Annotated in this window: 17 protein-coding genes; 6 read left to right on the forward strand and 11 right to left on the reverse strand. The window is 36.0% G+C overall.

From position 1 onward, the window contains the following. Nucleotides 1-7: 7 nt before the first annotated feature. From JI747_RS07535 to JI747_RS07550, 4 genes are all read right to left on the reverse strand, one after another. Nucleotides 8-1294 (reverse strand): cation:proton antiporter, encoded by a 1287-nt coding sequence (locus tag JI747_RS07535; RefSeq protein WP_225687392.1) that lies wholly within the window; start codon nucleotides 1292-1294, stop codon nucleotides 8-10. Between the two features lie 11 nt (nucleotides 1295-1305). Beyond that, nucleotides 1306-1944, reverse strand: a complete 639-nt coding sequence (locus JI747_RS07540; protein ID WP_225687393.1) for a DUF4919 domain-containing protein — start codon at nucleotides 1942-1944, stop codon at nucleotides 1306-1308. Next, entirely contained in the window at nucleotides 1944-3167 is a 1224-nt protein-coding gene (hflX, locus tag JI747_RS07545; RefSeq protein WP_225687394.1) for a GTPase HflX, read from the reverse strand. Before hflX ends, JI747_RS07540 begins: the two co-directional genes overlap by 1 nt. Nucleotides 3168-3336: 169 nt before the next feature. After that, entirely contained in the window at nucleotides 3337-3792 is a 456-nt protein-coding gene (locus JI747_RS07550) for an META domain-containing protein (protein ID WP_225687395.1), read from the reverse strand. Nucleotides 3793-3878: 86 nt separating this feature from the next. On the opposite strand from JI747_RS07550, the gene JI747_RS07555 reads away from it, so the two are divergent. Together JI747_RS07555 and JI747_RS07560 are read left to right on the forward strand one after the other, a co-directional pair. Continuing rightward, nucleotides 3879-6086 carry a S46 family peptidase gene (locus JI747_RS07555; protein WP_225687396.1) on the forward strand — a complete coding sequence of 736 codons (2208 nt, stop codon included), beginning with the start codon at nucleotides 3879-3881 and terminating at the stop codon, nucleotides 6084-6086. A gap of 85 nt (nucleotides 6087-6171) precedes the next feature. Further along, nucleotides 6172-6648, forward strand: coding sequence for a YdeI/OmpD-associated family protein (locus JI747_RS07560; protein ID WP_225687397.1), 477 nt, complete (start codon nucleotides 6172-6174; stop codon nucleotides 6646-6648). Here JI747_RS07560 and JI747_RS07565 read toward each other — a convergent pair. The 5 genes from JI747_RS07565 to JI747_RS07585 form a co-directional block, all read right to left on the reverse strand. After that, entirely contained in the window at nucleotides 6645-8180 is a 1536-nt protein-coding gene (locus tag JI747_RS07565) for a YifB family Mg chelatase-like AAA ATPase (protein ID WP_225687399.1), read from the reverse strand. The two genes, JI747_RS07560 and JI747_RS07565, sit on opposite strands and share 4 nt — an antisense overlap. A 187-nt stretch (nucleotides 8181-8367) precedes the next feature. Then, nucleotides 8368-9330, reverse strand: coding sequence for a T9SS type A sorting domain-containing protein (locus JI747_RS07570; RefSeq protein ID WP_225687401.1), 963 nt, complete (start codon nucleotides 9328-9330; stop codon nucleotides 8368-8370). Between the two features lie 114 nt (nucleotides 9331-9444). Then, nucleotides 9445-10812 carry an outer membrane beta-barrel protein gene (locus JI747_RS07575; RefSeq protein ID WP_225687403.1) on the reverse strand — a complete coding sequence of 456 codons (1368 nt, stop codon included), beginning with the start codon at nucleotides 10810-10812 and terminating at the stop codon, nucleotides 9445-9447. Further along, on the reverse strand, nucleotides 10805-11371 hold the full coding sequence (locus JI747_RS07580; RefSeq protein ID WP_225687405.1) for an RNA polymerase sigma factor: 567 nt from the start codon (nucleotides 11369-11371) through the stop codon (nucleotides 10805-10807). The genes JI747_RS07575 and JI747_RS07580 overlap by 8 nt, the downstream gene beginning before the upstream one ends. A gap of 104 nt (nucleotides 11372-11475) precedes the next feature. Beyond that, a complete protein-coding gene (locus JI747_RS07585) occupies nucleotides 11476-12051 on the reverse strand; it encodes a DUF4840 domain-containing protein (protein WP_225687407.1) in 576 nt (191 codons plus the stop codon). Nucleotides 12052-12254: 203 nt separating this feature from the next. Between JI747_RS07585 and JI747_RS07590 the strand changes: the two genes are divergently transcribed. From JI747_RS07590 to JI747_RS07605, 4 genes are all read left to right on the forward strand, one after another. Further along, nucleotides 12255-12761: a hypothetical protein gene (locus JI747_RS07590; protein ID WP_225687410.1), complete on the forward strand. Its 507-nt coding sequence runs from the start codon at nucleotides 12255-12257 to the stop codon at nucleotides 12759-12761. Further along, nucleotides 12758-13105, forward strand: a complete 348-nt coding sequence (locus tag JI747_RS07595) for a tRNA-binding protein (RefSeq protein WP_225687411.1) — start codon at nucleotides 12758-12760, stop codon at nucleotides 13103-13105. The genes JI747_RS07590 and JI747_RS07595 overlap by 4 nt, the downstream gene beginning before the upstream one ends. Nucleotides 13106-13175: 70 nt before the next feature. Then, complete coding sequence (locus tag JI747_RS07600) at nucleotides 13176-13880, forward strand: 3'-5' exonuclease (protein WP_225687413.1); 705 nt, start codon at nucleotides 13176-13178, stop codon at nucleotides 13878-13880. 3 nt (nucleotides 13881-13883) lie between these two features. Then, nucleotides 13884-14210, forward strand: coding sequence for an SUF system Fe-S cluster assembly protein (locus tag JI747_RS07605; protein WP_225687414.1), 327 nt, complete (start codon nucleotides 13884-13886; stop codon nucleotides 14208-14210). 169 nt (nucleotides 14211-14379) lie between these two features. Here JI747_RS07605 and JI747_RS07610 read toward each other — a convergent pair whose 3' ends face one another. Next, complete coding sequence (locus JI747_RS07610) at nucleotides 14380-15216, reverse strand: sulfurtransferase (RefSeq protein WP_225687416.1); 837 nt, start codon at nucleotides 15214-15216, stop codon at nucleotides 14380-14382. A gap of 123 nt (nucleotides 15217-15339) precedes the next feature. After that, complete coding sequence (locus tag JI747_RS07615; protein ID WP_225687418.1) at nucleotides 15340-16188, reverse strand: hydroxymethylglutaryl-CoA lyase; 849 nt, start codon at nucleotides 16186-16188, stop codon at nucleotides 15340-15342. Between the last annotated feature and the right edge of the window lie 86 nt (nucleotides 16189-16274).

The raw sequence follows: 16274 nt of genomic DNA on the forward strand, positions 1-16274 counted from the left end.
CAATACATTAATGAGATTCATCTAAAGTAATATTTTCCTGCTCTTTTTCTTCGGATTCTATCTTTTTCGGATTGGCCACTTTTGCAATGGTAAGTCCCTGAACAACAATAGAGAATACAACAACACAATAAGTAATACTTAAAATAATTTCGCTGTACTCACTTTTAGGAATAGACATCGCCAAAGCAATAGAAACTCCGCCACGGATTCCTCCCCAAACCAATACTTTTACTGTTTGCGGACTGAATCGGGTTCTCAGAGACATGAATTTCGTAGGTCCCCAAATGGAAATGAATCTGGCTATTAAAACAACCACGATTGCCAGTAATCCCGGGACCATGAAATGTTTCAGATCTTTAATCATTAAAAGCTCAAAACCGATGAATAAGAACAATACTGCATTTAGAATCTCATCGATAAGCTCCCAAAATTTGATCAGATAATCCTGTGTTATGGACTTCATTTTAAATCTCACATTAAAATTCCCCATAAACAATCCTGCTGCAACCATCGTTAATGGTCCTGAAATATGCATTTGCCTTGCAATAAGATAACCTCCCATTACGACAGAAAGCGTCACCAAAACAGAAATAATATAATCATCAACTTCTCTCATCAATCGGGAAGTCACCCAACCCAGCAAAACTCCTAAAAACAATCCTCCTCCTGCTTCTTTTATCAATAAAAGTCCAATATTTTCAATTCCTAAATCGACTTCTTTTCCAACTGCCAATTGCAATACCACGGTAAAAACAACGACCGCCATACCATCATTAAAAAGGGATTCTCCGGCTACTTTTGTTTCTAAGGATTTAGAAACATTGGCCTGTTTTAAAACACTTAAAACCGCTACAGGATCGGTAGGCGAAATTAACGCCCCAAAAACCAAACAATAAATGAATGGCATTTGCAGTCCTACCAAAGGCAACAGATAAAACATACCGAAACCGACAATAAATGTTGAAATCACCACTCCTGCTGTGGAAAATATGACAACAGGGCGCAACTGTTCTTTTAAATCATTGATGTTGATATGGATACCTCCTGCAAAAAGAAGGAAATTAAGCATTGCTCCCATCAGAACTTCTGTGAAGTCAATACTGTTCATCAGATTATTAAGATGTCCGAAAGTTCTGGGAAGAAAATTCTCACCAAAAAAAACCAGTATGATCGAAACCACAATGGCAATTACCATGATCCCAATGGTACTTGGGAGTTTAAGAAATCTGTAATTCAGATATGCAAATATTGATGCTAAAACGATTAAAGCTGAAAATGAATAGTATAACTCCACTAAGCTGTTTTTTAATTTTTTATGTTAATGCCCAAATACAGGACTTTGATGTATATTTTATTGTTTTCTTTCTCCCAAGCATCCAGAATTCCGTCTTTTAATTCTTTTGAGCTTCTAGTATAATCCAGCCCAATATTCATCATATTCAAAAGAATATATTCATCGCCCATAGAATTGACGTTGTATGCCGTTTTTTCTGTCTTTCCGTCTCCGGAACTTCTTATGGCATCGGTTAAAAGCCTAAACTGGCTTAAATGATGAACAAAATTGTTGACATCCTGTTTGGCATCGTAAGAACGCAACAGGATCAGAAGCACATCCAGATTAGTAGGATCTTTGTAATAAAGCGCTTTTCCTAAGCTAATACTGTTATCCCAATCTTTATTTTTGAAGGCTTCAGCAAGATTTTTAAAGCTTTCATCTTCTGTCGAGACAATATCTCTAAAGTTTCTTCCGTAATAAAGATGCTGTGCTTCTATGGAATCTAAAGATTTAGGTAATCCTTTGAATTTGAAAATAAGCTTTTCGTAATTGTAGGGAGATTTAGGATCTTTCAGGTTTTTCTCAATATTCTTAAAATCAATTTTTGATTTCTGACCAAAGCCGGAAACCGAAAATACTAAGCAATAAAGGAGAAAAATATATTTCATTACTGATTGTTTTCTTCCTCGTCATTATCAAAATACTCGAAAAGGAAATCGTTGTAAGGGAATCTTGAAATATGAATCTTCATCACCTCATCGTAGATCATCTTTTTCATTTCCGGGAAGTTTTCTTTCGTTAACGCCGAAATGAACACTGTTGGATATTTTGATTTTGCCATCCAGGTGTTCTTCCATTCATCCAGAGAGATATTCTTTTTGGTCGAAGGAGTCAGATCATCCTCATCTTTCTTCTCATAGCTGAAATCATCAATTTTATTGAATACCATGATCATCGGTTTCTGATGGGCATTGATCTCCATTAACGTCTGATTTACAGATTCTATATGATCTTCAAAACTTTCGTGAGAAATATCCACTACATGAATCAACAGATCCGCTTCTCTCACCTCATCCAATGTTGATTTGAATGATTCAACAAGCTGTGTCGGCAATTTTCTGATAAACCCTACTGTATCTGTCAATAAAAACGGCAAGTTTCCGATCACTACTTTTCTTACAGTGGTATCAAGGGTTGCAAACAGTTTGTTTTCAGCGAAAACTTCAGATTTAGATAAAGCATTCATCAAAGTAGATTTTCCGACATTGGTATATCCTACCAAAGCTGCACGCACCACTTTCCCGCGGTTGTTTCGCTGTGTTGCCATCTGCTTATCGATTGTTTTCAGCTTCTCTTTTAACAATGAGATTCTGTCTCTGATGATACGTCTGTCAGTTTCGATTTCCGTTTCACCGGGACCTCTCATCCCGATTCCTCCTTTCTGACGTTCCAAGTGAGTCCACATTCTCGTCAGTCGAGGTAAAAGATATTGATACTGCGCCAATTCTACCTGCGTTCTTGCATACGAGGTTTGCGCTCTCTGAGCAAAAATATCGAGAATAAGATTGGTTCTGTCTAAAATTTTAACTTCGATTTCTCTTTCTAGATTTTTAAGCTGTGAAGGAGACAATTCGTCATCAAAAATTACCGTTCCTATTCCGTTTTCTTTTACGTATTCTTTTATTTCCAGAGCCTTTCCGCTTCCAATGAAGGTTTTAGAATCCGGCTGTGTTAATTTTTGAGTAAAGCGTCTGTCTACTGTACCTCCTGCTGTATAGGCCAAAAACTCCAGCTCATCCATATATTCCTGTAGCTTTTCTTCATCCTGATGCTGAGTCACCACTCCTACCAAAACCGCTTTTTCGTAATTATGTTCTTTCTTTTCTAACATTAAATTCTATCTATGTTTATGAGATTTACAAGTTACCATTTTTTAAGAAAAAAAACAAAATGAATCTTTGAAAACTATTTCTGACAAAGAGTAACTCATTTGGATTTTTCAACAAAAGAAGAAAGTCCGCCCATATGCGAACTTTTCCTTTTTTATATTTTTAAGCTATTTAATCCCAATCGGACGCTACAAACTTCATAGAATTTCCTTTATCATCAGACAATGTAAGAAAATGACCTTCCACTTTATATTTTGTCATGTGTTCAAATTTTTTCTGAAATTCATTCTCCAGTTCCATATTCTGACAAGCTTTCATGGTAGATAATAACGCTAAAATTTTCACATTTCCGTTATTTTTAAATTCAGCAGAAAAAGACATGCTGTTACATCCCATGTAAGCTCCACCACGGATTTTTCCCTCTTCCTGTTTTCCTGTCAAATTAATTTCAGCTTTATTCTTCATCAAATCAGCTTTAGTAAAATTCTCAAAAGAAACAAGCATCCATTGTCTTTGGATGTGATATTCAGGAGTATTTATCGCTGTGTTTTGCTTTGTAGCAGAAGTACAATTGAACAGGATTCCTAAAAACAAAACCGTCAAAACTGAAACGAATATCTTTCTCATATGAAAGCTACACCCATTTTCATACCAATCCGGGACAGAATATCGTAAAAATTAGTAAATTAGCGACACAAAAATTATTTTATAAAATGAAAAGAATACTTCTACTATTCACTTTCTTATTGAGCTTTGCTCAAATGAGGGCAGATGAGGGGATGTGGCTCTTAATGCTCATCAAAAGACTTAATGGTGTTGACATGCAAAAAGAAGGTTTGCATTTGACTCCTGAAGAAATTTATTCAGTTAATAATTCCAGCTTAAAAGATGCTATCGTAAGTTTCGGTGGTTTCTGTACTGGAGAGATCGTTTCTGATAAAGGTCTTATCTTTACCAATCACCACTGTGGTTATGGCGCAGTTGCCGCTGCTTCTACTCCGGAAAAAGACTATTTAAAAAATGGTTTCTGGGCAATGAAACAGAAAGACGAATTCAATGCAAAAGATCTGTATGTTAGATTTTTAGTAAGAATGGATGATGCTACGCAAAGAATCAATTCTAAGCTAAATAATAAAATGACCGGAGCAGAGAGAAAAGCTGTTATTGATGCTGAAACTAAAGCAATCCAGACAGAAAACTCTGAAAACGGAAAATACACTGTAGTGGTAAGAGATTTCTTCAACGGAAATGAATTCTATTATTTCGTATACCAAGATTACAAAGATATCAGATTAGTAGGTGCACCACCATCATCATTAGGAAAATTCGGTGGAGATACTGATAACTGGGAATGGCCAAGACACACTGCTGACTTTACTGTTTTCAGAGTATATGCAGACGCTGCAGGAAATCCTGCTGAGTTTTCTCCAAGCAACACACCATTGAAGCCTAAGCATTTCTTACCGGTTTCTCTTAAAGGAGTGAAGCCAGGTGATTTCTCTATGATCTTAGGATATCCTGGAAGAACGAACCGTTATTTAACATCTTATGGAATCCAGCAGATGGTAAACAAAGATTATCCGGCTTGGGTAGAAGCTTCTAAATTAGCAATGGATGTTATGAAGAAGTATATGGATAAAGACAAAGCAACTCAGCTGAACTACGCTTCTCAATATGCTTCTGTAGCTAACTACTGGAAAAACAGACAGGGAACTATTGATGCTGTTGAAAAAAACGGAACAATCTCTGACAAGCAGAATATCGAAAAAACGTACAGAGTTTGGTCTATGCAAGCTGGAAACGAAGATTATGACGGAGTTTTAGAAGATATCGACGCTTATTACAAGCAGGTTTCTGATAGAAACGTTGAAAGAAATTACGCTTCTCAGCTTACAAGAAATGCAAAATACATCAGCTTAGCTCTACAGGTAGGAAATGTACTTAAAGCCTATGCTGCTCAGGATATGGCAGGAAGACTTGCTATGAAAGCTAAAACAGAAGCTGCGCTTAAAGCGGCTTATGAAAACTTCAACCCTTCTTTGGAAGGTGAAATGCTAAGTTCTATGGTAACTCTTTACCAGGCAAGAGTAACTAATAAAAGTGTAGGTTCTGCTACCATCTTCGGACTGGATGCTAAAAACCTTTCTAATGTAGCATATTCTTCTATTTTCGCAAACAAAACATCTGCAACAAACTTCTTGTTGAATCCGGATGCTTTAAAGCTTGATGCAGATCAGCTTTGGAAAATCGCAAACGGTGTAATCGCTGACCAGAAACTGGTAGCTGAAAGCTATTCTAAAGTAGATGATAATTTCGCGAAAAACAACCGTATGTTCTTAGCGGGTCTTATGAAAGCGATGCCTGAGAAAAAATTCTATCCGGATGCTAACTCTACAATGAGATTAACTTACGGAACAGTAGATAAATTACCAATCAGAACAGACAGAAATTATTTCGGTGTAACTGATAACTACTATACTGACATGACAGGTTTAGTAGGAAAATACAAAAAAGGAGATGAAGAGTTTGATCTTCCGCAAAGAGTGATCGACCTTTACAACCTAAAAGATTTCGGACAATATGCAGATGCTAAAGGATATATGCCTGTAAACTTCCTTTCAAACAATGATATTACCGGTGGTAACTCTGGTTCTCCAGTAATTGATGCAGACGGTAACCTTATTGGTATTGCTTTTGACGGAAATAGCGAAGCATTAAGCGGTGATATCGTTTTTGAACAAGAATGGCAAAAAACAATCAACGTAGACGTTCGTTTCGTTCTTTGGACAATCGACAAATATGCCGGAGCAAGAAGAATTGTTGACGAGCTAAAACTTGTAAGAGATGAGAACACCCCTGCAGATACAAAAACAAAAAACTCAGGAACAACAACTCCTCCTACAAAAACTAAGAAAAAATAATCGTATCTGATTATAATTTTATAAACCGTGAAATGTATGTTTCACGGTTTTTTTTATTTTTGAGCTCAACTTTAGAATATTTCAGATGGAAAATAAGACCATTCAGTTTACTGCTATTATACAACAAAACGCAGACATGAACGCCGCGTTTGTGAAATTTCCGTTTTCTACAGAAGAACTTTTCAATAAAAAAGGACAGGTAAAAATAAAAGCCCTTTTTGATGATAAAGTGGAATATCGTGGAAGTCTGGTAAAAATGAAATCCGACTGCCCTATTTTAGGTTTGACACAGGCCGTCAGAAAGCAATTAAACAAAACATTTGGCGACAGTGTAACCGTTTCTTTAGTGGAGGATAAAGAAGAAAGAACCGTAGAAATAGCAGATGATATCGTAATTATCTTTAATGAAAATCAAGAGGCGAAATTCTTATTTGACAAGATGAGCTATACCCACAGAAAAGAATATATCCGCTGGATTGAAGAAGCCAAAAAACCTGAAACCAGAGAAAACAGGAAGATAAAAATGATCCAGATGATTCTAAATGGTAAGAAGGGAATTTAAATCTTCCAAAAATCCCGGTCAAGACTTCTATACTGTATGGCTTCAGAAATGTGATGTGAAAGAATATTTTCCGAAACCTCAAGATCGGCAATCGTTCTGGCTACTTTCAAAATTCTGTCATACGCTCTTGCTGAAAGATTTAATTTTTCCATGGCCATTTTTATTAAGTTAAATGAAACCTCATCCAGCTCGCAAAATTGCTCCAGTTCTTTAGAACCCATTTGAGCATTATAACTTATTTTCAAATCTTTATATCGCTCATTCTGAATTTCGCGTGCTACAAGTACCCGTTTTCTTATCACTTCACTTTTTTCACCTTTTCTTTTTTCTGCCAACTGCTCAAACTCTACTTTCTGTACTTCAATATGAATATCAATTCTATCCAGCAATGGTCCTGAAAGTTTATTCATATACCGCTGCATTTCAAAAACAGAAGAAGTATTATTCGGATCATCAGGGAAAAATCCGCTCGGACTGGGATTCATTGAAGCAACCAGCATAAAGCTCGAAGGATAATTTACCGTAAACTTTGCTCTTGAAATAGTTACTTCCCGATCTTCCAGCGGCTGTCTCATAACTTCCAGCACCGTCCGTTTAAATTCTGGCATTTCATCTAAAAATAAAACCCCGTTATGGGCCAGTGAAATCTCTCCCGGCTGCGGATAACTGCCGCCTCCGACTAATGCAACATCCGAAATAGTATGATGAGGTGATCGGAACGGACGAACTGTCATTAATGAAGTTTCTGCACCCATTTTTCCTGCAACAGAATGAATTTTAGTTGTTTCTAAAGCTTCTTTCAGCGTTAAAGGAGGCAAAATACTGGGAACTCTTTTTGCCAGCATGGTTTTACCACTTCCGGGTGGACCAATTAAAATAATATTATGACCTCCTGCTGCAGCAACCTCCATCGCTCTTTTAGCGGATTCCTGCCCTTTTACTTCTGAGAAATCAAACGGAAACATATTGATTTTATCCTGAAATTCTTTCCGGGTATCTAAAACGGTTTTTTCTAAAGCTTTTCCTTCATTAAAAAAATCAATGACCTCTTTTATGTTTTCTGCTCCATACACGTCCAGATTATTGACAATGGCTGCTTCACGGGTATTTTGTTTGGGAAGTATAATTCCTTTAAAGCCTTCTTCCCTTGCCTGAATCGCTATTGGCAACACGCCTTTTATAGGTTGCAAACTGCCATCCAGAGACAATTCTCCCATGATGATATAATCCTGAATATCTTGCGCAAGAATCTGATCGGATGCGGCTAAAATTCCGATAGCAATACTCAGGTCGTAAGCAGAACCTTCTTTACGGAGATCTGCAGGAGCCATATTAATCGTAATCTTTTTTCCGGGGATTTTATATCCTACATTCTTAAGTGCGGCCGATATTCTGTAACTGCTTTCTTTGATCGCGTTATCGGGAAGTCCTACCAAATGATACCCTATTCCTCCTGTATCTATATTGACTTCAATAGTAATAGTCTGTGCTGCAACTCCATGAATTGCGCTTCCATAAATTTTAATCAGCATATTTGTGTTTTGATGTAAATGTAAAAAGATTTCCTGATTTAATTCTATGAATTCTGATTATTTACAGAATAAAATTATCGGGACAAATAACTTATTATCAGGAGCATTAAATAAAAAAACGGTACAATTTTTTGCACCGTTTCCAACTAACTATTTGAAAAAACCCGTTTCTCAAGCTCAGAGAAATTTATTTTTTGATAAACTTATTTTTGTATGTTTTTCCTTCCGTATTTTTAGAAACCACAAGATAAGTCCCTGCAGACAAAGCATTCACATCGATGGCTTCAGTATATTTGTGATCCTTCTTTTGTAATATCAATCTTCCGGACATATCGATGATCGAAACCTCAGTATATTTTTCCGATTCTTTTCCTATGTATAAAAATTGGGTCGTCGGATTGGGATGAATACTCAAATTATTTTCTTTAGGTTCTACATCACCGGTTCCCAGATTACAAAAGCTCCAGTTTCCAAAATTAAGCTGTATAAAGGCCATATCGCTTAACATTTCGCACATATCCGGACAATATTCCGTACAGGCATAGAATCCATATTTTCCGGATGTTGTAGCCGTATAAGAGTCTCCTGTTGCTCCATTGACAATACACGGATCTGTAGGTGACGGCGGATTACTTCCGGGAACACATTTGAACCAAGTATGCAGACCATATACAATGGGAAAACCGTTCTCAAAAACTACCGATGCCCCTGAGCAAACATTGTATTCTCCCGGCGCGACCTCTTCATAAGTTCCCGGTGTAAAATTGGCAATCAGGAACGGAAGACCATAAGCATACCCATCTGCCAGAATCGGATCGCTTTGTGCCGTACAGTCAGTTCCTGTAACTTCTACTTTAAAATAATACAGCATATCTGCAGAACCGTTGATCGTTAAAGATTGTGAGGTTGCTCCGGGAATTGCCACCCACGGATTCGGATTAGGCGTTTGCCAATCCCACATCTGCTTATACCATTGATAACTTCCGTACGCCTGTGTCGATAATGTTTCTGTCTCTGTGGTACAAAAAACAACTTTATCCGCGAACATTGTTCCCAGTCTCGGACTTGTAATCGTTGGGGTACACTGCTGTGATTTTACAATAAAAAAACAGGAAAAAAGAACTGTTAAAAAAATTAATTTTAATTTCATATATATACTATTTAATGAGTTTTACGGGTATTTTTTCATATAAAATTCAGACGTATTTATTCAGGACCTATATTTTTATAGTTCCTCTGTTTAATGATTTATATGAGATATTATTTAATCTATGATAATCCGGATTCCGAACTTTATATTGAAGTTCAGAGGCTTTTCTTTATAAATAGTCTGTAATGAACTGTTGTCCTTAAAATGATAGCTTACTCCCGGCTCTGCATAAATTCCGATATTTTTTATGACTTTCAATTGAAGTCCTACCGCTGTGTTTACTGATATCTGAACAGGTTTTTCATCTATTTTTTCTTTGGATTCCTCTTTTACAGTTCCATCAACGATATATTGAGTTTTGATATCTCCCGAAACTGCTTTTTCGATCAATCCTCCTGCTGTAATATATCCCGTAAACGATCCTTTTTGAATCACGTTATAATTGACTTGCATCGGAATTCCCACATAATGAATACTTTGCTCACTCCTTATAAAATTCGATCCACTTCCTGAAGTAAGCTCTGCCGAAAGTTTAGTGTAGTTCACTCCCGTACCAACAGACCATTTTTTACCGATTTTTTTAGAAACAGAAGCTCCAAAAGTGACAGGTGTTTTATGCTTAATTTTTGCATCTACCTTTTTATCCTGATTGGCCAACAGAATTGCCATTAAAGGATTTTCTTCATACTCTGAGCTCCAGATTTCAGGCAAACTCAATGTCATTCCGTTCAAAGTTGCATATCCCGGAAACTGCTCTGTTGAACTGGAAGCTGTATTGCCTGTAAGCAATCCTATTGCCCACGATTTTTTATTGTTGTTCTTTGCCAGCTTTATTTTTTCGGCCTCTTTTAATTTTTGTTTTTTCTCCCTTTCTTCTTTGGTAAGAAGCTCATACATTTCGATTTCTTCATCTACCCGCTTTATTTCAGTATTCTCATGTTGTTCTGGAGAAGCGTTTTGCGCATATTGAGTTTGATCACTCTCTAAATTGGATTTTTGATTTTCAGTGTTCTTTTCTACTTCTGATTTTTCTGTTTTATCAGAATCCTTATTCAGATTTTTTACAGTAAAATGATGATTCAAACCATCCGTGTCATTTTTCTCTAAGCCTGTTTCTTTCTCAAAATAAATTTCATCTGATTGGTGAACAGAAGAGGGTATTTTCGAAGAACTTTCTTTTGTCTGAACAACATTTACGGCTTCTTTTTTATCATTAAAAACAAGTAGCCTGCCCACAATAAAGAATAAAACAATAGCTGCCGCAGCGCCACAGATACGATAAAGTAGAGGTTTATGATTCATTTTTGAACCGGCTTTATCCTGCGCTTTCAGATCATCGCTCATCATAAGAGGAATAATAGTCTCCGTCTTATCTTCCACAAACAATTCGTTTCTTATATCATCCCACAATCCATCCGGAACATCTTCTGTATGATCTTCCATTTTCCTGCGCAAATCATTTAGCCATTCATTATTACTCATAGTGCGCTGTTTTAGACATTTTATATTCTTTTATTTTCTGGGCAAGCATTGTTTTTGCTCTGTGAAATTGGGAGGCGGAAGAGTTTTCTGCAATTCCCAGCATCTCCGCTATTTCTTTATGGCTTTTCTTCTCAAAAACATAGAGATTGAACACCGTTCTGTAACCATCCGGAAGAGAACGGATCATCGTCATGATGGTATCTTGTGAAATTTCTTCCAGATCCGGACCTTCATCACTCTGCTCATCCACAATTTCAAAATCATCTGAAACCGTTTTCAAATCAGGATTCTTCTTTATATGCTTTAAAGATTCTGTGACCACAATTCTGGTGATCCACGCTTTCAAAGAGCCATTTCCTCTGTATTCAAAAGATTCGATCGAACGGAACATCTGAACAAAACTGTTCTGCAAAACATCATGAACATCTTCCCTATCAATAATATATCGTGAACAGACATAGGAAAGACCACCTGAATACACTCCGAAAAGTTCTTTCCAGGCCGCTTCTTCCTTTTTCAAAAGGCGGGATATCAAAATCTGCTCTTTATTTTCTTCCATTCACTATTTTCAATAGCAGCTTTGTTTACGTATTGATTTTCAGCAGGCAAAAATAGGCAACCTCAATTCGAGGTTCTGCCTATTTTCATTAATTATTCATTCTTTTAATTCTTAATACTAATTGGAATCTCATATTTTATGACTTCATAAGGAGTAAGTTCAACTCCGTCAACCATTATTTTGTCTGCTTCCAGAGCAAATCTCATCGACCAGTCATACCCTACAAAAAAGCCTTTTTGCTTTGTAACCAATCTTATTACTGTATTCTTAACCGTTCCGTCTACCGGAATCTGTAAATTCAATACTTTAGCATCAAAGGTTAATTCCACTACGTTCTGCTCTGTATTCAATTTTGAGGTATAATTCAGTTTATATTCAATTTTTCCTAAACTTGCGATAGCTGCATTGGCTTTTACCGGATCTTTCACAACTGATTTTACAATTTCATTTACCGGAAAATCATTGAAGGTAATAATCGAATCTTTCGCTTTAAATTCAATAATCTTTTCATTGAAATTTCCTCCCTGTGAAGTCACCAGTCTCGCTCTGTAGCTACCGTTTACATCACTCAAAGTCAAAGGAATCAGTTCATATTTATCATCATTACATGACGTTAAGGAGAATCCTAAAAATGCAATTATGGCAATCATTAGCGATTTAAGTACTGTTAATTTCTTCATTCTTTTTAATTTTTTAGCATTATACATTATTCATTGGAGTACTCATTTATATAAATCCTGTTTTTAGAAAATCTTGCATGAAAATTGGCAGAAATTCATATTAAAAATCATAAAACACTGACTTTCAATTGAATTAATTTTCATCCTATGTATTTTTCTAAGTTTCATTATTTTAATACATTTGTTAAAACATATTTTTTGAAATGGATTTCGATCAGGTCAGATTACATTTGAACGCCTATAAAGAAAATGACCAAGTCATTGATGCCGCAAAATATTTGCTCTATTCTTTTGATCTGGAGCATGAAAACTTTGCAGGATTTGGCCTTCGGAAAGCGATTCCCAACTTATTCCTTCTGATCACTGAAGGAGAATTAGGAGAACCTCAAAAAGTGATGATTCCGCCGAATTTATTTGATTTTGACCTAAATCTCGTTTTAAACGTAATTGCTCACGAAATGCTTCACGTAAGACAAAAATCTTCAATAAACACTGTTGAGGATAAAAATGAAAGAGAATTTCAGGCCTATTACGAAATGCTTTTCCATAAGGTTTTTCCTAAAATTCCGAATGCCTCAGATTTTCATAAGAAAATCTTTGCCGACAAAGCATTTGAGTATTACAGAAGAATGGGAGAAAACTCGGAACTGCAACAAAAATATGCCGCACAGAAAAAAGAAATAGAACAATTAATCAGTATATTATTATGACGATAAAGCCTGAAATTTCCTGGACAGATTTTGAAAAAATAGATATAAGATGCGGAACCATTATTTCAGCAAATGATTTTGAAAAGGCCAGAAACCCATCCTATCAGCTAGAAATAGATTTTGGGAGCTTAGGAATTAAAAAATCTTCAGCACAGATCACTACACTCTACAAGAAAGAGGAACTTATAGGAAAGCAGATTTTAGCTGTTGTTAATTTTCCGAAGAAGCAGATCGCCAATTTTTTCAGTGAATGTCTTGTTTTAGGAGTGTATGGTGAAGATTCTAAAGACGTAACGCTTTTAACAACATCATTACCAACAATAAACGGAATGCAGGTTGGCTAAACTTTAATATGATCAGAAAAACATCTTATTATTCTGACAACCCCTATTTTGATTATAAAATAAACACCAAATGATAAAAAACATACCTTTAGAGAGAATCTTATTCCTTGATATTGAAACCGTTCCGGAATTCAGCACATGGGAAGAGATGCCCGAAACCGACCAAATGCTTTGGGATAAAAAAACAAGATTTCAGAGAAAAGAGGAAATTTCTGCAGAGGAATTTTATCCTGAAAGAGCAGGAATCATGGCAGAATTTGGAAAGATTATCTGCATCACCATCGGAATGCTCGAAAAAAACGACACGCTGAAAATCAAAAGTTTTGCAGATCATGACGAAAAGAAATTACTTCTTGAGTTTGGTGAAATCTTTAACAGTCCAAGATTACGGGAAGTTATTCTTTGTGCCCACAACGGTAAAGAATTTGATTTCCCATGGATTGCGAGAAGATATTTAATCAACGGAATACAGCCTCCTATCCCGTTCCAAATGTTTGGAAAAAAGCCCTGGGAAATTCCTCATATAGATACGATGGAACTGTGGAAATTCGGAGATTATAAAAGTTTTGTTTCCCTAGAATTATTGGCTCATGTGTTCGGAATTCCTACCCCGAAAGATGATATTGACGGCTCAATGGTTTCATCAATTTACTACATAGAGAAAGACTTGCAAAGAATAGTTGACTATTGTGAAAAAGATGTCTTAACTTTGGCAAATATTTTCCGGCGTATGCGTCAGGAAGATTTGTTGAAAAGGTATATCAATTTAGATTAAAAAATGAAATTTACAGACGATCAGATTGCTGACATCGGTGAAGAAATCATTAGCGTATTAAAAACAGTATATGATCCTGAAATTCCTGTAGACATCTACGAATTGGGGCTTGTTTACGACGTACAGATTTCTGATAATGCCGATGTAAAAATTATCATGACACTTACGACTCCGAACTGTCCGGTTGCAGAAACCCTTCCTCAGGAGGTAAAAGACAAAGTAGCAGAAGTAGAAAACGTAAAAAGTGTCGATTTAGAGCTTACTTTCGAGCCAAGCTGGAACAAGGATATGATGAGTGAAGAAGCGAAATTTGAGCTGGGAATGCTTTAATTTCGAATTAAAATAAAACAGGCTGCCAATTTATTTGACAGCCTTTTATTTTATCTTTTATTCAATGAAATTCTCTTTGTCATTCGGAATGAAGCGGCAGCGGAATGAAGAATCTCTATAAATACTTTAGATTCTTCCTCCGTCAGAATGACAAGCAGAACGTTATTATTTAAGCTTCTCTTGCAATTTCTTTTCCTTCTCTTCTGCTCCATTCACTCCAAGAGCCTACATATAAATTCGGGATTTTAAAACCTGCATAATCCAGTGCTAAAATGGTATGACAAGCCGTAACTCCGGAACCACAATGAATGATCAGGTTTTCAGGCTTTCCTTCCAGTAATTTCAAATATTTTTCTTTTAAAACTTCAGGTTTCAGAAAATTTCCTTTTTCATCAAGATTTTCAGAAAAAGGAATATTGATCGCTCCCGGAATATGACCTGCCACTAAATCGATCGGTTCAGATTCTCCCTTATAACGGTAAGCATCTCTTACATCAATTACCGTTGAAGAATGGTTTGTTAATTCATTTTCAACCGTTTCCAGCTCCGAAGTAGGAAGAAGCCAATTCTCTTTTTTTATGAATTCAGTTTTTTCAAAAGTTTCTTCACCTGAAGAAAATTCTAAGCCTTCTTTTTCAGTACCTTGAAATCCGCCATCTAAAACCTGCACATTTTCAAACCCAAAAGATTTCAGCATCCACCAAGCTCTTGCCGCAGCATTCGATCCGTTTTTATCATCATAAACGACAAGATGAGAATCTTCTGAAACTCCAAGGCTAGAAAGTGTTTCTGCAAATTTTTCAACACTTGGAAGAGGATGTCTTCCGCCAAAAGCAGCATCTTCTCCAATATCCGCCAAATCCTTATCCAAATCGATGAATCTCGCTCCTTTAATGTGCTTATTCAAATAATTTTGGTAGACATCTTTTCCTACTCTTGCATCTAAGATAATTAGGTTATCGGTTGGAAAATTTTTTAATTCGGAAGGAGTTATTATTGGTGACATATTGTTGATTTTTTGTTTGATTTGAAATATGTTTTGGCTAAAATCAATTTGATTTTTGAAAAGTAAAGCGGACTAAAGTCCGCTTCTATTGATTTTTTATTGTTTAGTTTAAAAAGATATTTATTAAAAATGAAAAATATCCTTCGCTTTATTATAAGAGCTTTCGAAATTTAATAAATTCAGTTTATGATTTACTTTTTCTACACTCATAAAGTTGATGACCTGCTCAGTCGGCATATTTCCTACCAAATCATCTTTCGCCATCGGACAGCCTCCGATTCCTTTGATCGCGCTGTCAAATCTTGTACAGCCTTTATCATAAGCAGCCTTTAATTTTGAATAAGAATCTTCGTATCGGTTATGAAAATGCCCTCCAAAATTAATTTCAGGATATTTAGACGGTATTTTTTCAAATAAAAGAGCAATGGTTTCCGGAGTTGCAACTCCTGTTGTATCAGAAAGTAAAATATCTTTTACTCCTATTTCTGAAAATCGTTGTGCCCAAAAATCTACATCTTCCCATTTCCACATTTCTCCATAAGGATTTCCAAAGGCCATGGAAAAATAAATGTTCAGTTGTCTGTTTTCACTTTTTACAAGCTCAAGCATTTTAATGATCTCATTAAAAGCTTCTTCCTGGTTTTTATTCGTATTTCTATGCTGGAAAGTTTCAGAAATAGAAAACGGAAACCCGATAATATCTACCGATTGATGCTTCAAAGCTTTTTCGGCACCTCTGTAATTGGCTACAATAGCAGAGACTTTCGTATTGGAACGGGATTTATCAATATTTTCAGCAACCTCATCAGAGTCGGCCATTTGAGGAATTGCTTTTGGAGATACAAAGCTCAGACAGTCCAATACATCAAAACCAACATCCATTAAAGAGTTGATATAATCTATTTTTTTGTCGGTAGGGATAAATTCTCCCCAACCCTGCATTGCATCACGTGGACATTCAGTAAGAAACATTTTTACGTTTAGATTTTCTCAAATATAATAAAACTAAATAATTTCATCTTAGATACATACAAATCTAACATTATTTTGATTCTCAA

The sequence above is a fragment of the Chryseobacterium tagetis genome (genome assembly GCF_016735585.2).
Taxonomy (GTDB): Bacteria; Bacteroidota; Bacteroidia; order Flavobacteriales; family Weeksellaceae; genus Chryseobacterium; species Chryseobacterium tagetis.